Raw genomic sequence first — 21,333 nt, 5'->3', positions numbered from 1 at the left:
CGGGGCCGGGGGAGGAGCCCCGCCCCCGGCCCCGCTCGCCCCTCTGCCGGCCCTCAGCGCCCGCCCGCCACCAGGAGCGGGGCTCCGCCCGGTGCGGAAGCCGGCCGGCCGTTCGCTGCCGGTACGGCGTCCAGCGGGGAGCGCACGGCGGGCAGCAGACCGCGGGCGGCCAGTTCCGGACGCACGCCCTCGCCGAACCAGTACGCCTCTTCCAGGTGCGGATAGCCGGACAGCACGAAGTGCTCGACGCCCAGTGCGTGGTACTCCTCGATCCGGTCCGCCACCTCGGCGTGGCTGCCGACCAGCGCGGTGCTCGCCCCGCCCCGTACCAGACCGACCCCCGCCCACAGACCGGGCGCGATCTCCAGCTTGTCGCGGGACCCGCCGTGCAGTGCCAGCATCCGCTGCTGGCCCACCGACTCGCTCTTGCCCAGGGCCTGTTGGGCGGCGGCGACGGTCGCCGGATCGAGGTCGTCCAGCAGGCGGTCGGCGGTCGCCCACGCCTCCTTGGAGGAGTCCCGCGAGATGGTGTGCAAACGGATGCCGAACCGGACCGTGCGCCCCTCCTTCTCCGCGAGCCCCCGTATCCAGTCGATCTTCTCCTTCACCTGCGCGGGCGGCTCGCCCCAGGTGAGATAGACATCGACGTTCCGTGCGGCGACCGGGCCCGCGGCCGCCGACGACCCGCCGAAGAAGATCTGCGGCAGCGGGTCCGGCGGCAGTGCGGTCAGACCGCCCTCCACCTGGTAGTGCTCACCCCGGAAGTCGAACGGCTCACCGCTCCACACGCCGCGTACGACCTGCAGGAACTCGTCCGTACGGGCATAGCGCCGATCATGGTCGAGATGGTCCCCGAACCGCCTCTGCTCCGTCGAGTCGCCGCCCGTCACCACGTTCAGCAGCAGCCGCCCGCGCGAGATCCGCTGGTACGTCGCCGCCATCTGGGCCGCCAGCACCGGCGAGATCACCCCCGGCCGGAACGCCACCAGGAACTTCAGCCGCTCGGTGACCTGGGTGAGCGCCACCGTCGTCAGCCAGGCGTCCTCGCACCACGTACCGGTCGGCGTGAGGACCGCCTCGAACCCCAACTGCTCGGCGGCCTTGGCGATTTGGGCCAGATATTCGACGTCCGGGGCCCGTACGCCGCTGACCGGGGTGATGCGGTCGCGCCGGATGCCCCCGTCGGTGTACGCGTGCCGGTCGACGAGCGTCCGCCCGTCGCCGCCGGTCGGCAGAAACCAGTGAAGGTGTACGGACATCGTCCTACTCGGCCTTTCCTCGGGTGGGCGTGGACTCTTTGCCGGTGCGCGTGGCGGTTCCGTACGTACGCGGCACGGTGTCCGACGGTGGCAGGTCGCCGTTGAAGCGCGGGTCGACGTACTCCCCGAAGTCGAAGGAGCGGGGGATGAGCTTCAGCTTCGCGAACGCGTTGATGATCTGGTTCTCGGAGGCGATGGCGGCCTTGTCGACGGCGACCTGTACCGCCGTGCCCCGGGTGCGCCTGACCGCCTCCAGCGCCACCTTCTCCGGCAGCCCGGTCTCCTTCGCCCACGCCTTGGCCCAGACATCGGGGTGCTTGAACACCCAGTTCTGCGCCCGCCGCAGCCGGTCCGTGTAGTCCTTGAGCGCCGCGGCCTTCTTCGTGTCCTCCAGGGCGGCGGGCGCGGCCACCTGGAAGCTCAGCCCGTTGACGACGCCCCGGCCGGTGGTCAGCACCCGTGCACCGGCCTGGTCCAGCGCCTGCGCGGTGTACGGGTCCCACACCGCCCAGGCGTCCACCTTGCCGCGGGTGAACGCGGCGAGCGCATCGGCCGGCTGGAGGTAGGTGAACGTGACGTCCTTCGGTGACAGGCCCGCCTTCTTCAACGAGGCGACCAACTCGTAGTGCGCGGAACTGCCCTGCGCCACCGCGATCGACTTGCCCTTGAGCTGCTCCGGACGCCGCAGCGGCGAGTCCTTCTTCACCAGGACCGCCTCGCCGTCGGACCGGCTGTGCGCCGCGGCGATCACCTTGATCTTCGACTTCGCCGCGGCGGCGAACACGGGCGGGGTGTTGCCGACGGCACCGATGTCCACGGCACCCGCATTGACCGCTTCCAACAGCGGCGGTCCCGAGGTGAACGTCGACCACTTGATCTTGTACGGAAGGTCGTCCAGCTCACCGGCGGCCCGCAGCAACGCCTCCGAACCACCCTTCTGATCCCCGACGTTGAGCGTCAGTGACCCCTTTCCGTCGGTCCCGCTCCCGGTCCCCCCACCGGTCCCGCCGGCCCGCGACGCGCCACCGCAACCGGCCAGCAGCAGGGCGAAGGGGAGCAACAGGGCAGCCGGTGTGACGTGACGTGATCTCATGGGGCTTCCGTTCCGATTCGGTGCGCGTTCAGTTCTGTCTGTTCCGGGTTCCGGTCCTCGTGCCGGCGCTTGCCTTCGTTTTCCGGGACGGCCTTCTCCGCCGCCTTTCCGGCCGCCTCTTCCGGTGAGCCTTCCGGCGCCTCTTTCGACGAGGCTTCCGGCGACTTCTCCAGGGCCGGCTCCTCGGTGGTGAGCTCGGCCGAATGCTCCGTGCCCTCCGCCACACCCAGCCGGGCGAGCAGCCGCGCCCGTAGCGCACCGAATCGCGGAGCGGAGAGGTCACGCGGCCGCGGCAGATCCACCGCGGTCTCGTACGCGATCCGCCCGTCCTCCATGACCAGCACCCGATCGGCGAGCAGCAGCGCCTCTTCCACGTCGTGGGTGACCAGCAGCACCGCGCAACCACGTTCCTGCCACAGCTCGGCCACCAGTCGCTGGGCCTTGATCCGGGTCAATGCGTCGAGCGACCCGAACGGTTCGTCGAGCAGCAGCAGATCCGGCTCCCGCACCAGCGCCCGGGCGAGTGACGCACGCTGCGCCTCGCCGCCCGACAGCGTCTTGGGCCAGGCATCCGCACGGTGCCCGAGGCCGACCTCCTCCAAGGCCCGTACGGCAACCCCGCGTTCGGGCCGGCCCGGGAGCCCCAGCAGCACATTGCGCCAGACCTTCTTCCAGGGCATCAGCCGCGGTGCCTGGAACGCCACGGCCTTGCGGCGCGGGGCCAGCACCTCGCCGCCGATCTCCCGGTCGAGCCCGGCCAGCACCCGCAGCAGCGTCGACTTCCCGCAGCCACTGCGACCCAGCAGGGCCACGAACTCGCCCGGCCTGATGGTGAGCTGAAGCCCGTCGATGACCACCCGGTCACCGAAGGCGCGCACCAACCCGTCCACCTGCACGGCAACCGCGGCCGCATCCGCCGCCGTATCCACCGCCCCGGACCCGGTCAGCTCGTCCGTCCGCTTCTCCGTCGCCGGTCCGGTCACTGGCCCGTGAATGTCGGTCGCCATTGCAACAGCAGCCTTTCGAGGGTACGGACGATGAAGTCGGCGACGAGCCCGAGAATTGCGTAGACCACCAGGCACACCACGATCACATCGGTACGGAAGAATTCCCGTGCCTGGTTCATCAGGAAGCCGAGGCCGTCGTCGGCGTTGATCTGCTCACCGAAGACCAGCGCAAGCCATGCGGTGGCCAGGGAATAGCGCAGCCCGGTCATGGCACCCGGCAACGCACCCGGCAGAACCACATGCCGGATGAGACCCCAGCGACTCAGCCCGAGCGACTCTCCTGCCTCGACCAACTGCGCGTCCACGCCACGGATCCCGGCATACACATTCAGATACAGATGGAAGGCCACGCCCAGCGAAATCAGCGCGATCTTGGGCGCCTCACCGATACCCAGCCAGATGATGAACAGCGGAATGACGCCCACCCACGGGACCGAACGCAACATCTGAACGGTCGCGTCCACCAGGTCCTCACCCAGCCGCGAAAGCCCTGACACAAGCGCCAGCGCCACGCCCGACGTTCCGCCCAACAACAACCCCACGGCCACCCGCTGGAGCGAGACCAGCATCGCCGAGGGCAGCGTCCCGTCCCCGAGCAGATCACCCGCGGTGGCTGCGATGGTTCCGGGCGACGCCAGGATGTCCTCCTCCAACACCCCGCTCCCGCTCAGCACTTGCCACACCACCAGCAGCGCCACGGGCCCCACCGCCCGACGCACCCACCGCGGCACCGACCGCCCCCGCCGCGAAACGGGCACCACCCGCTCCAGCGGCGAGCCGACACTTTTACCCGACCCCCGCGCTCTTTCCGCGGACTTTTCCCCGCTCCCCGGCTCGACGGGGGTACGTGGGGCGGGAGGGGCATGACCGGGCAGCACTTGATCAAGAGACATGAACACTCCAATGCGGGGAGGGCAGGGGAGAGGGGCGGAAAGGAAACGAAACAGCGAGAGGGAAAACAGGAGAGTCGGGGGATGCCTGAGAACAAGGGAAAGCGCAAGAAAACGCGGCGAACCCAGCAGGCCTCGCCCAGAACTCGCCCAGAACTCGCCCGGAACTCGCTCAGAACTCGCCCAGAAATCAGGCAGTGATCGCATCACGCTCAACTGGGCCCTCGAAAAAGGACAGTCCAAAGCGACCTGCAGAGACCGGAAGAGACCGCAAGAGACCTACGAGAACTAAGAAGAACTCAAAGCCATCGCGCCCGAAGAGGCGGAGACGTCAACAACACCCGATCGCACCGCGGTGACACGCGGCGGATGCCACCCGCAGCAGGTCGATATGACCGCGCGTGGTGAGGAGGGCCGAAGTAGACATGTTGCTGAACGTAGCGGTGCGTTCGGAGAGGGGTCAAACGTCGTCTCGGGTGGTGGACCTTTGTTTCCGCGGCATTGAAACGACATTGCCACCCGCGCCCCCCACCTTGCGAGCCAGGGCGACCAGGGCGTCCGGCCCGTACGAAGATGAACGCATGAGCTCTGCATTCACCAGCCGCACCCTGGACATCACCACCGGCTCGACGGAGACCGTCGCCGACCTCACCGCCGACTGCGCCGCCTTCCTCCGGGACGCCGCGGACGGCCGTGACGGCCTGCTCAACGTCTTCGTCCCGCACGCGACGGCCGGCATCGCCGTACTCGAGACCGGAGCCGGCAGCGACGAGGACCTCCTCGCCGCCCTGCACGACCTGCTCCCCGCCGACGACCGCTGGCGCCACCGCCACGGCAGCCCCGGCCACGGGCGGGACCACGTCCTGCCGGCCCTGGTCCCCCCACACGCCACCCTCCCGGTCATCGCCGGCCGTATGGCCCTCGGCACCTGGCAGTCCGTCTGCCTGGTCGACACCAACAAGGACAATGCCAACCGTCAGGTCCGGCTGAGCTTCCTGGGATGAGCCAGGGCCCACCGCGACCGTGCCGGGGGTGGCCGTCGAGGCTTCGCCGTCGATCTCGCCGATGCCAGGCATTCACAGCCGTGAGCCACCCCCGAGCCACACACCTGTATCAGCGCCCCCACGCGCCGCCGACGCCGGTCGCCCGGCCGGATTGCAGCAACGCTTGACCGGGGTGAGGCTTGGAAGCTGAACCGAGCGATGGAGGAGCGGTGGGCAACCTGGTCGTCGTTGGCGTGGACGGCTCGTCGTCGAGCCTTGCCGCGGTGGAACAGGCCGCCCGGGAAGCCCAGCGGCGTCGTTCGGATCTGCGTGTGGTGAACGCCTTGAGCTGGCCGGTCAGGCCCATGCACACGCCGTTGGACCCGTCGCCGCTCGACCGTTTGGTGAACGATGCCGCGGACCGGGCCCGGAGCGTGGCACCTGAGCTGCAGGTCACCGCGGCCGTGGTGACGGGTGAACCGGTGGCGGTGCTGGAGGCCGAGTCGCGAGCCGCGGATCTGGTGGTCGTCGGTCCCCGGGGTATGGGGGGCTTCATGGGCCTGCTGCTGGGTTCAACGGCGGCGTCCCTGGCCGCCCATGCCCGGTGTCCGGTGATGGTGGCCCGCGAGGAACCGGCGGGAGCCGGGCCGATCGTGTTGGGCGTCGACGGTTCGCAGGTCGGTGAGGAAGCGGTCGAATTCGCCTTCGCCGAGGCAGCGCTGCGCGGAGCCGAGGTCGTCGCCGCGCATGCGTGGTTGCCGGATTACGCGCCGCCCGGTACGGGCGTCGAAAGCGCGGAGCGTCTGCTGGCCCAGGCGATCGCCGGCCGCACGGAGAATTATCCGGATGTCACGGTCAGACGCGAAGTGCTGAGCGGCGAAACCCGCGAGGTATTGATCGAGGCGAGCCGGACGGCCCAGCTCATGGTCGTCGGAGCCAGGGGGCGCGGTGGCTTCGCCGGGTTGCTCCTGGGATCGGTGAGCCAGGCGCTGCTGCACCACGCGCACTGCTCCGTCACCGTCGTTCGCGGCAAGACATGACCGCCCGCGCGCCTGACGGCCCGTACGGGCCGGCGTGATGAGGTCCGCCTGCTCGCCGGCGCGTCGACGGCGAGGGCGCCGCGGGCGAGCACGGCGAGGGCGTCGCGCGTACGGCCGCCACACCTGGCGGGCGTCATGCGGGACGACAGGCGAGGGTCATCACCCGGACGGTCTATTCCAGTCCACCGCATACGAGAACCTCGTCGCCGAGACTTTTGGGCGCGAACACCGTCACTCCCCCGTAGCGCCGCCCTCCGCCCGTGAGAGGGCGACCTGGAGGACGACCAGGAGGGCGTCGCGGACCGAGCCTGTGTTGCGGGCGTCGAAGATGGTGAGGGGGACGTGGTCGGAGACGTCCAGGGCCCAGCGCACCTCGTCGAGGTCGTGGTGGATCTCGCCGTCGAAGGCGTTGACGGCGACGGCGAACGGGATGTTCTTGTGCTCGAAGTAGTCGACCGCGGCGTAGCAGTCGTCGAGCCGGCGGGTGTCCACGATCACCAGGCCGCCGAGGGCGCCCTCGACCACGTCGTCCCACATGAAGCCGAACCGGTCCTGGCCCGGTGTGCCGAACAGGTAGAGCTTCAGCGTCGGGTCGATGGTGATGCAGCCGAAGTCCATGGCGACGGTGGTCGTCGTTTTGCCGGGGGTGTGGGAGAGGTCGTCCACGCCCGCCGCGACCTCTGTGATGGCGGCCTCCGTGGTCAGCGGCCGGATCTCGGAGATGGCGCCCACAGCCGTGGTCTTGCCGACGCCGAAGCCGCCGGCGATGACCAACTTGACCGGAACCGGCGGCGGTTCAACCGCTGTCACGGAGTGTGTCCCGTGAGTCGGGGACGGCACGGAGACCATCGATAACCCTTCGCAGTACGGAGATGTCCTGGGTGGTGCCGGCGTGCGGAACGTGGACCGCCAGATGCCCGGCGGCGCGCAGGTCCTCCGCCAGCACCCGGACCACGTTCAGGTGGAGACGCAGCCGCGCGGCCAGTTCGGCCACCGACTGCGGCTGTCGGCAGGCGGCGACGATGTCGTGTTGTTCGAAGGCGAGGGAACCCAGGACGGAGATCCCGGACGCGGTCGCGACGATCTGGGTCTCGACCGGGAGCGGCGGGCCGGTGCCGCCCCCCGCCACCCGGCCGGCCGTCAGCAGGAAGGGCCGGATCGCGGGAGCGCGGCCGACCGGTTCCGACGGACCCGGGGCGACGCCCGCTGACTCGTCCGTGCGCTCGCCTGCTGACTCGGCCGCCCGCTCGTCCGCTGACTCGCCTGTTCGCTCGCCCGTCGACTCGGTCGCTCGCTCGCCTGCTGACTCGTTCGGTGACTCGTTCGGTTCTGGTTCACCGGCCACCATCATGATCCTCTTCTCGGCGCCCGCAAAGATTCTCTTCCAGTGCCGGCAATGATTCTGTTCTCAGTGCCGGCACCGAGAACCGTGGCCCTCGCCGGCACTGATCCTGTGGCCCTCGCCGACCGGTTCATGGCCCTCTTTCAGCGCCGGCCCCTGACCTGCTGATCGGTGCCCGCGCTGCCCCGCTGCTCAGCGCCCGCCCCCAAGCCTTCCGTGACGGTGGCTGGGGGCACAGGTCAGCGGGCCGGGGCCGCGCCGGCTGTCTTCTTGAGTTCCAGGACCAGTTGGGGGGTGAGCGCGCTCCCGGCACGGTTGGCGAAGAGGGTCATCTCGTAGGCGATGTTGCCGAGCTTCGCCTCCTTCGAGGTGACCACGCCGAGGACGGCACCGCAGCCGATGGCCGAGACCAGGACGTGGCCGCCCTCCAGGTCGATGATGACCTTGTTGAGGCCGCCCAGGCCGTAGTTGCCGGAGGCACCGGCGGCCAGGCTCGTGACGCCGGACACGATCGCCGCGAGCCGCTCGGAGTCGGCCTGTTCGCGCAGTTGGGAGACGGCGATCAGCAGGCCGTCCGACGACACCGCGATGGCGTCGACGACGCCGGCGGTCTGGGTGGCGAACCGGTCCAGCAGCCAGGTGAAGTCGGCCGCGGCGGCTGTCAGATCGGTGGGTTCCTCCCGCTCGGAACCGCTGTTACCTGTCGGCGTGCTCACTGCCCGACTCCTTCCGGGGTTGCTGGTGGGGCGTTGGCGCCGGTTCGCTCGTGGCGGGCGCACTCTCTTGCTCCGCCCTGCGTACGGCGGCCTCGAATTCGTCGAGTTCCGATCGGACCGCGTCGGCGTCGACGGGCCGGCGCACGGCCTGGGCCGCTCGGTCGGCCGTCGGGGTGGTCATGTCGAGCGTCGCGCCCCGTACCCGCCGTCGCAGCGGCCGGACGGACCGGTCCGGCTGGGGCGCGGACGCCGGGGAGTTCTGCTCCGCGTCGTCCGTGGCGCGGCGCGGCAGGCGCCGGGGGAGCTCGCCCTCCCGCGAGGGCCCGCCCGGCTGCCGTTCGGGCGCGCCGGCGAGGGCCCGTACGGGCAGGGGCGTGGCGGCGGAAGCGGAGGCGGGCGCGGAGGTGGGTGTGGGCTCGGCTGCCTTCGGCGTGAGCTCGCACGTGGGCCCGGGCTGGTTCGTGGGCGAGGACTCGGTCTGCGCCGTTTCCGCCACTGCGGCCGTTTCCGCCACTGCGGCCGTTTCCGGCGCTTCGGCCGTTTCCGGAGCCGGTGGCGGGGTGGCCGGTGAGGGCGTCGGGGCCGGGTTCACGGCCAGCAGCAGGCCGGCGGGGAGCCAGACGGTGCCGGTGACCCCGCCGCCGGGGGTGCGGCTCAGGGTGACCCGGATGCCCGAGCGCCGGGCGAGGTTCCCGACGACGAACAGGCCGAGGACCTTCGTCGGTACGAGGTCGAGCCGTTCCCGGCGGACCAGCCGGGAGTTCTCCTCGGCGAGGCGTTCCGCGCTCATGCCGAGGCCGTGGTCGATGACCTCGATCAGGGCCCCGCCGTCCGAGGTGACGTCGGTGCCGGGCCGGACGACCACCTCGACGGGCGTGTCGGACGGGGAGAACGAGACCGCGTTCTCCAGGAGTTCGGCGAGCATCAGCGTCAGGTCGTCGACGATGTCGGGCGCGACCACGACCTCGGTCTCGGCCCGCAGCGACACCCGCTGGTATCCCTCGATCTGGCCGAGCCCCGCCCGGATGACGTTGGCCAGACCGGTCGGCCGGGCCTCCACCTCGGGGTCCCGGATGCCGGCGAGCAGCATCAGGCTGTCGGCGTTGCGCTGGAGGCGGACGGCGATGTGGTCGATGCGGTACATCCGCTCCAGGACGTCGGGGTCGGTCTCCTCGCGTTCCACCGCGTCGATCAGCATGAGCTGGCGTGAGGTGAGGTTGCTGACCCGGCGTCCGACGTTGCCGAACATCTCGGCGACGTTGCGGCGGCTGAGCACCTGCCGCTCCAGCAGCGCCGCGGCGGTGACCTGTACCTGGTTGAACGCCTCGGCCAGGTGGCCGATCTCGTCGCGGACCGGGACCGGGATCGGCCGTGGCCGCAGCGGGGTGCGGTCCGCCGAATCGTCGTCCTCGACCCTGGCGAGCTCCTCGCCGGCCACGTCGACCACCTGCTGGGCGGCGCCGGTCAGGGCCGCCAGGGGACGGACGACCGAGCGCCGGACCAGCACGGAGAAGGTCAGCCAGGCGGCGAAGCCGAGCAGGGCGAGGCCGAGCATCGCCAGCGCGTTGTCGAGGGCGCTGTGCGAGAGGCCGTCGGCCCGGGCGGCGATCTGCTCGATCAGTGACCGGGTGACGGAGAGGCGGGCCTCGGCCTGCCGGGTTCCGGCGGCCATCGCCTTGCGCAGTTGGTGCGGGGTCTGGCCCTGCAGGGAGCCGGGGTCGATCTGGAGCTCCGCGAACTGGGCCTCGATGCCGTTCTGTTCGGCGTCCCGCTCGATCGCGCCGAGCGCCAGGACCTGCTCCGGGTCGGCGATCCGGCCGAACCGCGCGGTCTGCTCCTCGTAGAGCTTGTGGGCGCCGACCGCGCGGGTGTATTCGGTGAGCGCGTTGGCGTCCCGGGTCTGGGCGGAGAACACCCCGCTCTCGAAGGCCGCGTGGGCGGCGTCGGCACGCAGCACCGTGTCGAGGAGGTTGGTGACCGAGGACGACGAGGTGCCGGCGTAGCGGTCCAGGCCGATGCCGTCGATCAGGTAGCCGACGGCGGCGGCGTAGGCGGGGTCGATGGTGGCGGCCGGCACCGATCCGCGTTCGACCTTGTCGCGCAGTACGGTGAGTCCGCGGATGTACGCAAGGGCGCGGGCCTCGTCCTTCGGCAGGCCGGGTCCGAACGCGGAATGCACGGCGGTGACCTGCTCGTCGGTGTCCTGCTGGGTCCGGCGGTAGGCGGCGGTGGACGGCAGCGCGGCGCCGGGCCGGACCGACTCCTGCTCCACGGACAGCAGGAGCGCCTGCCGGTGTTCGGCCTGTACGTCGTTGATCAGCCTGGTGACCTGCTCGCTGTCCCGCACCAGCTCCGCGCTGCGGCCGGCGTCCTGGGCCTTCTGCACCTGGGTGTTGACGCCGACGCCCAGCAGCACGCCGACGACCGCGACGGGCGCGATCACCAGGACGTTGAGCTTCCGCCGGAACGGCCAGCGGTCGAGGACGGCGTCCGCCCGCTGACGGAACCGCGGTCGCAACGATGAACGCCGGGACGGCTCGGGTTCGTGTTGCGGCGGGTCCACTGCGTCCACGGACACCCGGGCCTCCTTACGACGTGCTGCTGAGCGGTGACCGAGGTGGTGGTGCCGACCGCCGACAACGGGCAACGCGACGACGGTGAAACACGAAGATGGCGAGGTTTGCACCTCAATGTGAGCGAAAGGTTTCCGCCACACGGTCAACCGGCCGTGAACACTACCGCTTGTGCACGGGCATGCAAGACGTGGCTCATCGAGGCCCCGCACTATTCAACTCTTCGTCACTTTTGGTCTGTTAAGGCCCGGCGAAATGCCTGGTCGCCCATGCTCCGGTGACCGTCGGGAAGCGGAACGAAGGGCAGGGAAAGGGCGTGAAACCGTGCGAAGGGGGAGAGAAAGCGAGCGCGAACTGGCGCGATTCCACCGGGTCCGGCACGGACGGCATACACGGCATCTCCGACGGTGGGGGCATCTCCCCAAGGCGGCTGCCCCACGGACCACCACCACCCGTAACCTGTCTCCCCCCACCCCACCCGTACCCCCATCCTGCGCTGCGAGGACACCCGTGCACCCCACCCGCAAGGCGGTCGTGACCGCCGCCGCACTCCTGGTCATGGCCACCGCCGGCTGCGATGCCGGCGCCGGTGTCGCCGCCTCCCCCAAGAGCTCCGCCAAGCCCGGCTGCCCCACCGCCCGCTCCCGCGCCGAGCAGGCGGTCAAGAAGGCCGAGGAGGTCAACGCCCCCTGGAAGGGCCCCACCACCGGACCCAAGGCCGTGCACGGCAAGACCGTCGTCTACATAGCCCAGACCCTGACCAACCCGGGTGTTGCCGGAGTCGCCCAGGGCTTCGAGGAAGCCGCCAAGATCCTCGGCTGGCACGCCCGCACCCTCAACGGCCAGGGCACGCCCGGCGGCCAACGGGCCGCCTTCCGGCAGGCCCTCGACCTCAAGCCGGACGGCATCGTGCTCAGCGGGTTCGACCCCGGCATCGCCCCGGAGGACGTCAAAAAGGCCCGTACGGCGGGAATTCCGCTGATCGGCTGGCACGCCACCGCGGCCCCCGGCCCCAGCAAGGACCTCCAGCTCTTCAGCAACATCACCTCCCGGGTCGAGGACGTCGCCAAGATCAGCGCCGACTGGATCATCGACCGCTCCAACGGCCACGCCGGTGTCGTCCTGTTCACCGACGCCTCGGTGCCGTTCGCGAAGCACAAGTCCGACCTGATCAAGAAGGAACTCGCCACCTGCTCCGGCGTGAAGCTGCTGAGCTACACCAACATCCCCATCCCGCAGGCCAGTAGCCGCTCCATCGGGGAAGTCCGCTCGCTGCTGTCCCGTTTCGGCCGCAGGTGGACGTATTCCGCGGCCATCAACGACCTGTACTTCCAGCACGCCGCCCCCGCCCTGCGCGCCGCGGGCAAGGACGGCGCCGGCGCCCCCTACAACATCGGTGCCGGCGACGGCGATCCGTCGGCCTTCCAGCGCGTCAACGGCAAGCAGTTCCAGGCCGCCACCGTCCCCGAGCCGCTCTCCGAACAGGGCTGGCAGATCATCGACGAGTTCAACCGCGCCTTCGCCGGCGCCCCGGACAGCGGGTACGTCGCACCCGTCCACATCGCCACCGCCACCAACAGCGGCGGCGCGCTGTCCTGGGACTCGGAGGGGTACCGGCAGGCGTATCGGAAGATTTGGGGCGAATGAGGGCTTCGCCGACCGGCGGGGCGGGCCCGGCGCTCGCTCCGCGCCCGTGTCCGCGCCGTGGCCGATGCCCCGCCTTGTCGCCGCCGGGCATAATCGGGTCACCGTGCCGGGCGCCGCTGTTCGTATGCGTGGCGGTCCCGGAAGCCGGTAGTGGGAGCTGCGCGGTGCGATGGGGGAGTGGTGGGGAGCGAAGCCCGTCCGGCGGGGCCGGCCTATGACGCGTTCATCAGCTACAACGCCAAAAAGGATCGGGCGGTCGTGCACCGGCTCGCCGAGATGCTGCACGCGGAGGGCTTCCACGTCTTCCTCGACGACTGGCGCCTGGTGGCGGGCGAGCCCTGGCAGGAGCGTCAGAACGAGGCGTTGGCCAACAGCCCGTGCTGTCTGGCGATGTGCGGCGCACACGGCCTCGGGCCGTGGCAGAACGAGGAGGTACGGCTCGCGGTCGCGGCCCGGGTCAGCGGCCGCTCGATGCGGGTGATTCCCGTACTGCTCCCGGGAGCATCGGACGCGGCACTGGAACATCTGGACTTCCTGGACCGGTTCACCTACTGCGACTTCCGGGGCGGACTGGACCAGCCCCGGTCGTTCACCCGGCTGTGTGCCGGAATCCGCGGTGAGGCGCCCGGGCCGCCGCAGCCCGCGGGATCGGCGTTACGGGCCGGACAGCCACCGCCCGCGACGGACTACCGATCGGCCTTCCACGCCCCGGCCGGCGGCTGGCAGCGGAGCTCCGCCGTGGCGGCCGCCCGCGCCGCGGTGACCGCGGGCGGGGCACCCGTCGTGCTGTGCGGACTCCCCGGCATCGGAAAGACCCATGTGCTCTGCGACACCGCGGACGGCCTACGGGCCGGCCGGACCGTGCTCGCCCTGTCCGCGGGCGGCACCACGGCCGCCGAGCCGCGCTACCTCGTGGAGGAGGTCAACGCCTGGCTGGACCGGACGTTCGGCCGCGGGCTGACCAGCGAGGAGCTGTACCTCCACGACTGGCCGGAGGCGCTGGCCGCGCTGCTGGCCCGCGTCGCGGAGGAACCGCTCCTCGTGCTGCTGGACGACCTCGGCACGGACCGCGCCGGGGGCACCGTGCTGCGCGCCTTCGCCGGCCATGCGGACTGCCTGGTCCTGGCCACGGCCGCCGAGCACCTGGTCGACACCGCCGAAGTCCGCCACGTCCTGGTGCCGCCGATGTCCCGAGCGGAAGGCACCGACTTCATCGCGCACATGGCGGAGCGAATGAACCTCCCCGTCGATCCCCAGGAGTTGGCGGAACAGCTGCCGGCCGACGTGCTCTCCCATCCGCTCGCCCTGCGCACCTTCCTCGCGCACACCGCCTACGTTCCGGCGGCCCTGCTCGTCCGCCCCGGTCTCCCGTCGGACGTCCTCTCCGCCCGGAAGCTCGTGTCCACGGCCGTCGTCCGGCTGCCGCCCGTGCACCGCAAGGCGCTCGCATACGCCGCGGTGCTCGACCGGGTGGCACTGGCGGATCTGCTCTCGGCCGGGATGACCCTGCCGCCCTGGTTCACCCTCGCCTTGTCCGATCTGGTGCCGCGCTGCCTCGTCGTCCAGGTGGCCGGCGGGGTCGAGGTGCCCCAGCTCGTCATCCAGGCCGTGGACGACGTGGAGCCCACGGCACGCCGGGCCGCGCTGCACGAGATCCTCGCTGAACTGGCGGGTCTGGCAGCCGAAGCGGAGCGTGACGCGCTGGCGTCCCTCGCGGGGGTGCTCGCCCCGGTGGCCCTCGTCTCCCTGGAAACCGGCGAGTGGCGGGCCCTGCGCGAGGCGGTCCCGGACCGGCTGCTGGACCGGTTGAACGCGCGTGGCTTCTGGAAGGAGTACGTCCTGCTCACCAAGGCACTGATCGAGGCGTCCGATCGCCTCGGGGACACCGCGGACCGGGTGCGCCTCCGGGTCCGCCTGTCCCGCAAGATCGCTCAGCTCGGCGACACCCGGTCCGCCTGGCAACTGGCGCGGGAATGCGAGGCGGTCCCGGGAGCGGGCGACGCAACGGCCCTGCGCGCCGAACTGGCAGGGCAGCGCGCGTTCCTGTCGTACCTGCAGGAGGACGACCGGTCGACGCTGCACGAGCTGGGCATCTGTATCGCACTGCGCGGCCGCGAGGGCGATGCCGCGGGCCTGCTGATCGCGCACAAGCTGGAAGGCAATGTCCATCTGCGGCGCGGTCGGTACGAGGAAGCCGCCGCGGCCTATCGCACCGCGCTGGCGGCCGGCGGCGAGCGCGCCGATGCCCGGCACCGGCTCGACACGGAGGCGAGCCTGGCGATGTGCGAGGCACGCCTCGGGCCACCCGAAGCCGCGGCGCGGAGCCTGGAGCGCACGGTGAGCGAGATGCGCGCCCTGTCGCTGACCATCGACCTGCCCCGCGCCCTGCACGGACTCGCCCTCGTCTACGAGCGGTTGCGCCTGCCGGCCCGGGCGCTGGAGCTCGCCCGGCAGGCCGCCTCGGAGCCGGCCCGGGACCCCGCGGTGCGCAAGGCGGTCGACCGGATGCTCTGGCGGCTGGAGAACCTCCAGCAGGCCACCCGCTTCTCCGGCGGTGTCCCTGGGGCAGAGGGCGAGACCCGGTGATTCGACGCAAGACGCCGGTACGGGTGATGCGGTCGACGCTGCGTGCCGCCGAACTGCCGGACTATCTGCACGAGGCGTTCCTCCAGAACGTCCCCGCCCGGATGAGCAAACGGACCGGGGTGCTGCTGCGCGGCCATCTGCGCCTGCTGGTGCACGCCTCACGGTCGGCCGAAGCGGTGCCGGACGGCGCGGAGGGATTCGCCGAACTGCGCAGCCGCTGGGCCGCCGAGGGCGGGAACACCGCGGACCTGCTGCGGCTGGTCAGCATGGTCAACTACCGGGCCCACGCGCTGCACGCTCCCGTTGCCGGAGAACCCGGGGAGGAGAGCGGTCCCGCCGCGCTCGCCGAATTCTGGGCCGCCGGCGGCCATGACATCCAGGAACTGTCCGGCTTCCTGGCCGAGGTCGACCAGGAAGCCGCCGATTGGCTTCCGGGATGACCGGCCAGCCCGCGCCGACGGCGCTCGCCGCACTGCTCCACCACGCCCGCCGGCACGTTCCCCACTACCAGACGCTGATCCCACCGGAACCGGTCACCGCCGAGAACGCGGTCGCCACCCTGCGCCGCCTGCCGCTGCTGCGCCGTACGGACGTCAGGACCGAGCGGCCGCGCCTGTGGTCGGCCGAGGGGGACGCCCGCCGGTGGCGGCGGGTGCACACCACCGGGACGACCGGCGCACCCCTGGAGATCGTGGTCGACGAGGCGGCGCAGCAAGCGGAACTCGCCGCGCTGATCCGGCACGTACGGCGCCATCTCGGCGCGCACACCGAGCCGTCGATCACGCATCTGACCCTCCACCTGGCGTCCGCCTCCCGGGCCTCGGTCGCGGCGGACCCGCCCGGTGCCCGGCTGGTCAAGTGGAACCTCAGCCGTGCCTGGCAGTTGCCGGACGAGGAATTCCGTTCCGCGGTCGAGGACTTGCACGGCCAGGTGATCACCGTGATGCCGAGTGTGATGGCGGCCCTGTGCGATCGCCTCGGCCCGTCGTGCGGGGCCGGACCGCGGCTGGTCGTGCTGTCCGGTGAGCAGTTCACCCCGGGCCTGCGGGAGCGGATCCGGGAGACCTTCGACTGCCCGGTCACCGCCCTCTACACGCTCGCCGAGGCCGGCATCGTCGCGCACGAGTGCGGGGGGACCGGCACCTATCACGTCGAGGAGACGGGGGTGTTCCTGGAGGTGGTGGGAGCGGCGGGGGACCCGCTGCCGCCCGGTGTGGCCGGCGACATCGCGGTGACGCCGCTGGTCAACCGCGCCATGCCGCTGCTGCGCTATGTGAACGGCGACAGAGGCCGCTGGTTGGACGGCACATGCGCGTGCCGGCGGCCCGGCCCGCGACTGCAGCTGCTCGCCGCGCGTACCCAGCACGCGCTGCTGGCCGAGCCCGAAGACCGCGGCGTTCGGAGCATCGATCTGGCGAAGCTCTGCCGGCAACTGGACCTCGGCGTCACCCGGGTCACCCGGGACGGGGACGACATCGTTGTGGAGCACGATGACCCCTGTCCCGCCACGCCCCTTCAACGGACCACGATCGCCGCGGCGTTGCGCTCGATGCTGGGTGCCGGCCGGACCGTACGGCTGCGCCGGGTGGAGGGCGCAGCCTCGGGCGTCGCGCGGCCGACGGCCGATCCTGCCCCCGTCCGCCCCGCGTTCCTGCCTCCGGCGGACATTGCGGCCTGGGCACGCGATGTCCTGCACGGCCGGCCGGGTGTCCTGGCCGCCGTCCTCACCGGGTCGGCGCTCGACCCGGCCGCCGTCAGCCGCTTCAGCGACATCGACATCACCGTCGTCATCGACGACGACCCGTGCCAGGAGCGCTGGTACGCGCTGGCCGCGGCCATGAACCGGCACCTGGCCACCCTGCGGGTGAACGTCACCGAGGCGGCCGGGCCGGCCCGCGCGCCGCTGGTCGCCTGCCGTCTGCTGGCGGAACGCCACCCGATCCTGGGCACGCTGGAGGAGGCCGGACTCGGCTGGCCGACCGTTCCGGAGGTGGTGGGCGAGGCCCGGTTCTGGGCGCAGAACGCGGAGAGCGTGCTGTGGACCCGGCTGACGGCCGCCGACCGACAGCGCACGGACCCGGTGCGGGATGCCTGGCTCGCCTCCCGCTTCTGCCTCGACGCGCTTCGCTACCGGCTGCTGTCCGAGGGCGTGCGCGTGACAGCGGCCCGCGAAGTCCTGTACCGCGCAACGGAGTTCGGGTTGCCGAACGCACCGGTTGTCCGCCACGCCTTCGCCGTGGGCCGGGAGCACCGGCCGCCGCCCGCGCCCGGATCGCCGGAGGCGGACGAGTTCCTCCGGGGCGCCCTGGCCTGTGTACGGTGGCTGGGTGGGACCCTGTGATCCTTTGACGCGCAGCAGCCCGTGGGCACGCCGTCCAGCGCGCTGCCGCCGCCGTCGTCGGTCCACATCGGCCACGAGGCGGAACTGGCCTTCTGGTGGCGGCGCTGGAGGCCCGGGACGGCTCGACAGGCCAGGCCGTCTGCCTGGTGACGGGCCCGGGCGGCGTGGGCAAGAGCGAGCTCCTGATCCAGGCCGCCCATGCCGCGCTACGGCTACGGCGGTTCCCCGGCAGCCTGCTCTACGTCGATCTGCGGGGACATGAGCCGGGTGTGCCCCCGCTGACACCCGGGGAGGCACTCGGGCGCCTGTTGCACCAACTGGCCTCCCGGAAGCGGCAGCTCCGGTGCATGCCGAGGACCGCGCCGCCGTCTACCGCCGGCACCTGGCGGAGCGGCCCGTGCTCGTCGTGCTGGACAACGCACACGACAGCGCTCAGGGGCACACCATGCTGCCCCCGCCCGGCGGGAGCAGGCTGCTGGTCTCCAGCAGACGGCGGCTCCTCGCGGTGGACGAGGCCCATCGCATCGGCCTCGACGTGCTGCCGCACGATGCTGCCGTCCGGCTGCTGCTGGAGGCGGCCACCCGCCCCGGCGCCGGGACGGGCGGACCGGCCGGCGACGAGGTGGCCCGTCACGCGGCGCGGATCGCCGAGCGGTGCGGAGGACTTCCGCTGGCGCTGCGCATCGCGGCGGCCCGGGTCCGCGGCAGGCCGCCGGCCGCCTTCGCCGACCTGGCCGGGTGGCTGGCGCCGGGGGACCGGCCCGGCCCCCCGCCTCACCCCCCGCTCTTCTCCCGCCGACCGCGCCGCTGCCTGAGGTGGCCCGCGGTGGCCAGGGCGGCCACCACGAGGGCTGTTCCGGCGAGTTGATGGCGGCCGTCGGCCGAGGCGGCCATGACGGCGAAGATGCCGAGGATGGCGGCGAACGCCAGCCAGGTCAGGTACGGGAAGCCCCACATCCGCACGGAGAGCAGCTCGGGTGCCTCGCGCTCCAGGCGGCGGCGCATCCTCAGCTGGGTGAGGCAGACGATGGACCAGACGACCAGCACCGCGCAGCCGGCGATGTTCAGCAGCCAGGCGAACACGGTGGTCGGCCAGACGATTCCGGCGATCACGGCGGCGAAGCCGAAGGCGCAGGACGCCAGCACCGCCGCGGCCGGCACGCCCCGGGTGACCCGGCTCAGGAAGCGCGGGCCCTGGCCCCGGTTGACGAGGGAGTACGCCATGCGCGAGGAGCCATAGATGTTGGCGTTCATCGCGGAGAGCAGTGCCACCAGCACCACGACCTGCATGATCGTGCCGGCGGCCGGGATGCCGAGCCGGTCGAGCACGGTGACGTACGGGCCCTCCGTGGCGACCTTCGGGTCGTTCCACGGGACGAGGGTGACGACCACGGCCATGGAGCCGATGTAGAAGACGGCGATGCGCCAGACGGCGGTGCGGACGGCGCGGGCCACGTTCCGGCTCGGATGGTCGGACTCCGCCGCTGCGATGGTGACGGTCTCCAGACCGGCGAAGCCGGAGATGGTGGTGAGCAGCCCGGCGGCGAGCCCGGCGGCGCCGGTGGGGAAGAAGCCGCCGTGGCCGGTGAGGTGGCGGGTGCCGGGCGGGTTGCCGAAGACTCCGAGGATGCCCAGCACACCCAGCACCAGGAAGGCCACGATCGTCGCGACCTTGATCGCGGCGAACCAGAACTCGAACTCCCCGAAGTTCTTGACGGCGGTCAGATTGCTGGCGCAGAAGAACGCCATGAAGACCGCCACCCAGCCGTAGCCGGGGAGGAACGGCACCCAGGTGTGCATGATCGTGCCGGCCGCGGTGGCCTCGGCGGCCACGCCGGCGCAGAGCATCAGCCAGTACATCCAGCCCGAGGTGACCCCGGCCCACGCGCCGAGCTCCTGCTCCGCGTGCACCGAGAAGGAGCCGGTGGAGGGCCGGGCGGCGGACATCTCGCCGAGCATCCTCATGATCAGCATGACCAGGGCGCCGGCCCCGACGAAGAGCAGCACGATGGCCGGCCCGGCCGCTGCGATACCGGCTCCGGAGCCGACGAAGAGTCCCGCGCCGATGACCCCGCCGAGCGCGATCATCGACAGATGACGCTGCTTGAGGCCGTGCGACAACACGGACTCGCCGTCCGGTGCGGCCTGCGGGGGGTCCTCGGGGGACCGGGTGTTTGTCCGGCTCATGGTCGTGCCTGTTCATTGGGTGAGACGTCGGTGAGCCGGAAAAGTCTGGGGGTCCGACCTGCCCGTATGGCGTGAACGCTCACTATTCGGACCGTTCGCCTACAGCGGGTGAAGGTGTTGCCACGTCAGGTTGGTGAGGTGGTGCCGGGTGGCGGACGCCGCCTGCGGGTGGCGCGCGCCTGTGAGGTGCGTCACCGCTCGTCGGAAAAAGGTGTAGACCCTTGTGGGGTGCCTCCCGTGAAGCGGCAGCTCACGGTCCGCTACCACTGGGTAGGCCATTACGCTGCGCAGCGCATGGTGATCAATGGGTGATATTCGGCCGCCGAGGCATGCGTGTTCGGCCGGTTGGTCGGGTTGAGTGGGCGTCATCAGTGGGTGGCGCGACCGGAGTTGACGTTCGCCCTTACCTTCCAGCCTCAATGAAGAGGACCCATGACCGAAGATGTCCATGCGGAGGACGGCAGTCCGGTGGCGGAGGCGGTGCTGCCCCTCCCGCTGGAGTTCGAGGCGCTCTACCTGGCGAACCAGGACGCGTTTCACCGGTACGCGCTGCTGCACCTCGACGGCAACGACGCCGCCGAGGAGGCGGTGCACCGGGCGTTCCTGGAGATTCTGTGCCACTGGGACGCCCTCCTGGAGGAGAGCAACCTCCAGCAGCAGACCTGGGCCATCCTGCGCCGGGTCGTCATATCGGAGCAACTGGGCGGATTCCGGAAGCGGTTGGCGCTGCTGCGCGGCGAGACCGGGTTGTACCGCGCGCTGTGCAGTCTGCCGCCGCGACAGTTCGACGTCATCGTGCTGCGGTACGTGCTGCGGTGCGAGACCTGCGAGATCAGCTGGTACCTGGGCGTGACCAACAGCACCGTCGACTACCACTGCCGCAAGGCGAAGGAGCGCCTGGAGCGGGCCATGGCGTCGTACATCAGGGGAGAGGGGGACCCGAAGTGAGCAGTGTGGAGCGGCTCCTTGCGGAGGCCGGAGGAAGGCTGCACGTCAGGCGGCGCGCGTTCGACGTCGGGGCGGGGCTGCGGCGGCTGGCGGAGGACGCCGGCTACGTGCCGCCGGCCGGTGACGTGCCGCCGGTCTCGCTGGCCCGGCAGCAGCTGTCCGTGGTCGTCCGGTGGGTGCTCGACCAGCCCGGCGCCGCCGTGCACGTCGAGCGGCTGGCGGAGGCGATCGGCCGGAAGGGCGGTGGTGAGGAGGGCGCGGGCGGCGGCACCGAGGACTGCACCGCGCTGCTGGTGGACGAGGACGACCTGGAGGACCTCGATGTCGACGGCGCGCAGGTCTTCGCCTGCATGCTGTCCCTCGCGGACCATCCGGAAAGCGCCCAGTTCTGGTGGCAGTTCGCCGCCGGTGCCGGTAACAGGGCCGCTGCCTACTGCCTGCACCTGCACCACCTCGGCCGGGGCGAGGTCGCCGAGGCCGAGCACTGGATCGACCTGCTGCAGAACTGCCTGGACGGACCCGACGACGCCTTCATGGAGGGGATGGGCCTGTTCGCGACGTACGTGCGGCGCAACTGCCCGCCCGTACGGGTCAGGGAGCCCGGGCTCACCGCCGAGGTCGAGCGGCTGGCGACCCGGGAGGAAACGGACGACGTGCTGGTGTGCCGGCCGGATCTCGAGATCGCCCGCCGCCTGCAGGACTGTGCGCAGCACCGCTGAGA

The 21,333-nt window shown here is 71.4% G+C and carries 18 protein-coding genes and 1 pseudogene; 9 read left to right on the top strand and 10 right to left on the bottom strand.

What is annotated here, in order from left to right; genetic code table 11:
• Positions 1 to 53 precede the first annotated feature (53 nt).
• The 5 genes and pseudogenes from IG62_RS0119660 to IG62_RS50175 all read right to left on the bottom strand — a co-directional run bounded on the left by IG62_RS0119660 (position 54) and on the right by IG62_RS50175 (position 4,676).
• Positions 54 to 1,259: an LLM class flavin-dependent oxidoreductase gene (locus IG62_RS0119660; protein WP_030804481.1), complete on the bottom strand. Its 1,206-nt coding sequence runs from the start codon at positions 1,257 to 1,259 to the stop codon at positions 54 to 56.
• Between the two features lie 4 nt (positions 1,260 to 1,263).
• A complete protein-coding gene (locus tag IG62_RS0119655; protein ID WP_051798276.1) occupies positions 1,264 to 2,352 on the bottom strand; it encodes an ABC transporter substrate-binding protein in 1,089 nt (362 codons plus the stop codon).
• A 206-nt stretch (positions 2,353 to 2,558) separates the two neighbouring features.
• Positions 2,559 to 3,359, bottom strand: a pseudogene (locus IG62_RS0119650) (ABC transporter ATP-binding protein); the annotation flags it as partial.
• Positions 3,332 to 4,252 (bottom strand): ABC transporter permease, encoded by a 921-nt coding sequence (locus tag IG62_RS0119645; protein WP_420711080.1) that lies wholly within the window; start codon positions 4,250 to 4,252, stop codon positions 3,332 to 3,334. The gene IG62_RS0119645 and the pseudogene IG62_RS0119650, both read right to left, overlap by 28 nt.
• Positions 4,253 to 4,580: 328 nt before the next feature.
• Positions 4,581 to 4,676 (bottom strand): putative leader peptide, encoded by a 96-nt coding sequence (locus IG62_RS50175; protein WP_420711079.1) that lies wholly within the window; start codon positions 4,674 to 4,676, stop codon positions 4,581 to 4,583.
• A 154-nt stretch (positions 4,677 to 4,830) separates the two neighbouring features.
• On the opposite strand from IG62_RS50175, the gene IG62_RS0119640 reads away from it, so the two are divergent.
• Positions 4,831 to 5,253 (top strand): secondary thiamine-phosphate synthase enzyme YjbQ, encoded by a 423-nt coding sequence (locus IG62_RS0119640; RefSeq protein WP_030804470.1) that lies wholly within the window; start codon positions 4,831 to 4,833, stop codon positions 5,251 to 5,253.
• A 209-nt stretch (positions 5,254 to 5,462) separates the two neighbouring features.
• Entirely contained in the window at positions 5,463 to 6,272 is an 810-nt protein-coding gene (locus tag IG62_RS0119635) for a universal stress protein (protein WP_107053017.1), read from the top strand.
• 231 nt (positions 6,273 to 6,503) lie between these two features.
• On the opposite strand, the gene IG62_RS0119630 is transcribed toward IG62_RS0119635, so the two are convergent.
• The 4 genes from IG62_RS0119630 to IG62_RS0119615 form a co-directional block, all read right to left on the bottom strand.
• Positions 6,504 to 7,121: a GTP-binding protein gene (locus IG62_RS0119630; protein WP_030804466.1), complete on the bottom strand. Its 618-nt coding sequence runs from the start codon at positions 7,119 to 7,121 to the stop codon at positions 6,504 to 6,506.
• Entirely contained in the window at positions 7,069 to 7,431 is a 363-nt protein-coding gene (locus tag IG62_RS0119625; RefSeq protein WP_051798283.1) for a DUF742 domain-containing protein, read from the bottom strand. The genes IG62_RS0119630 and IG62_RS0119625 overlap by 53 nt, the downstream gene beginning before the upstream one ends.
• 422 nt (positions 7,432 to 7,853) lie before the next feature.
• A complete protein-coding gene (locus tag IG62_RS0119620; RefSeq protein WP_030804461.1) occupies positions 7,854 to 8,330 on the bottom strand; it encodes a roadblock/LC7 domain-containing protein in 477 nt (158 codons plus the stop codon).
• Positions 8,311 to 10,902 carry an ATP-binding protein gene (locus tag IG62_RS0119615; RefSeq protein ID WP_420711081.1) on the bottom strand — a complete coding sequence of 864 codons (2,592 nt, stop codon included), beginning with the start codon at positions 10,900 to 10,902 and terminating at the stop codon, positions 8,311 to 8,313. Before IG62_RS0119615 ends, IG62_RS0119620 begins: the two co-directional genes overlap by 20 nt.
• A gap of 511 nt (positions 10,903 to 11,413) precedes the next feature.
• On the opposite strand from IG62_RS0119615, the gene IG62_RS0119610 reads away from it, so the two are divergent.
• The 5 genes from IG62_RS0119610 (at position 11,414) to IG62_RS0119590 (ending at position 18,345) form a co-directional block, all read left to right on the top strand.
• Entirely contained in the window at positions 11,414 to 12,550 is a 1,137-nt protein-coding gene (locus tag IG62_RS0119610) for a substrate-binding domain-containing protein (RefSeq protein ID WP_030804455.1), read from the top strand.
• Positions 12,551 to 12,730: 180 nt separating this feature from the next.
• Positions 12,731 to 15,136 (top strand): toll/interleukin-1 receptor domain-containing protein, encoded by a 2,406-nt coding sequence (locus IG62_RS0119605; RefSeq protein ID WP_158795062.1) that lies wholly within the window; start codon positions 12,731 to 12,733, stop codon positions 15,134 to 15,136.
• Positions 15,133 to 15,576 (top strand): hypothetical protein, encoded by a 444-nt coding sequence (locus IG62_RS0119600; protein ID WP_158795061.1) that lies wholly within the window; start codon positions 15,133 to 15,135, stop codon positions 15,574 to 15,576. Before IG62_RS0119605 ends, IG62_RS0119600 begins: the two co-directional genes overlap by 4 nt.
• Positions 15,573 to 17,477 (top strand): AMP-binding protein, encoded by a 1,905-nt coding sequence (locus tag IG62_RS0119595; RefSeq protein WP_030804446.1) that lies wholly within the window; start codon positions 15,573 to 15,575, stop codon positions 17,475 to 17,477. The genes IG62_RS0119600 and IG62_RS0119595 overlap by 4 nt, the downstream gene beginning before the upstream one ends.
• Positions 17,478 to 17,820: 343 nt before the next feature.
• Positions 17,821 to 18,345: a hypothetical protein gene (locus tag IG62_RS0119590; RefSeq protein WP_030804443.1), complete on the top strand. Its 525-nt coding sequence runs from the start codon at positions 17,821 to 17,823 to the stop codon at positions 18,343 to 18,345.
• Here the strand turns inward: IG62_RS0119590 and IG62_RS0119585 are convergent.
• The gene (locus IG62_RS0119585; protein ID WP_030804441.1) at positions 18,252 to 19,664 is read right to left on the bottom strand and encodes an amino acid permease; all 1,413 of its coding nucleotides are present in this window, start codon (positions 19,662 to 19,664) and stop codon (positions 18,252 to 18,254) included. The genes IG62_RS0119590 and IG62_RS0119585 overlap by 94 nt on opposite strands.
• Positions 19,665 to 20,096: 432 nt before the next feature.
• On the opposite strand from IG62_RS0119585, the gene IG62_RS0119580 reads away from it, so the two are divergent.
• Both IG62_RS0119580 and IG62_RS0119575 read left to right on the top strand, forming a co-directional pair.
• A complete protein-coding gene (locus tag IG62_RS0119580; RefSeq protein ID WP_030804439.1) occupies positions 20,097 to 20,612 on the top strand; it encodes an RNA polymerase sigma factor in 516 nt (171 codons plus the stop codon).
• Positions 20,609 to 21,331, top strand: a complete 723-nt coding sequence (locus tag IG62_RS0119575; RefSeq protein ID WP_030804437.1) for a hypothetical protein — start codon at positions 20,609 to 20,611, stop codon at positions 21,329 to 21,331. Before IG62_RS0119580 ends, IG62_RS0119575 begins: the two co-directional genes overlap by 4 nt.
• The last annotated feature ends 2 nt before the right edge of the window (positions 21,332 to 21,333 follow it).

This window comes from Streptomyces sp. NRRL S-337 (assembly GCF_000720175.1).
Classification (GTDB): Bacteria; Actinomycetota; Actinomycetes; order Streptomycetales; family Streptomycetaceae; genus Streptomyces; species Streptomyces siderophoricus.
The sequence above is the reverse complement of the archived record's forward strand: the minus strand, read 5'-3'. Positions and strand labels throughout refer to the sequence as shown.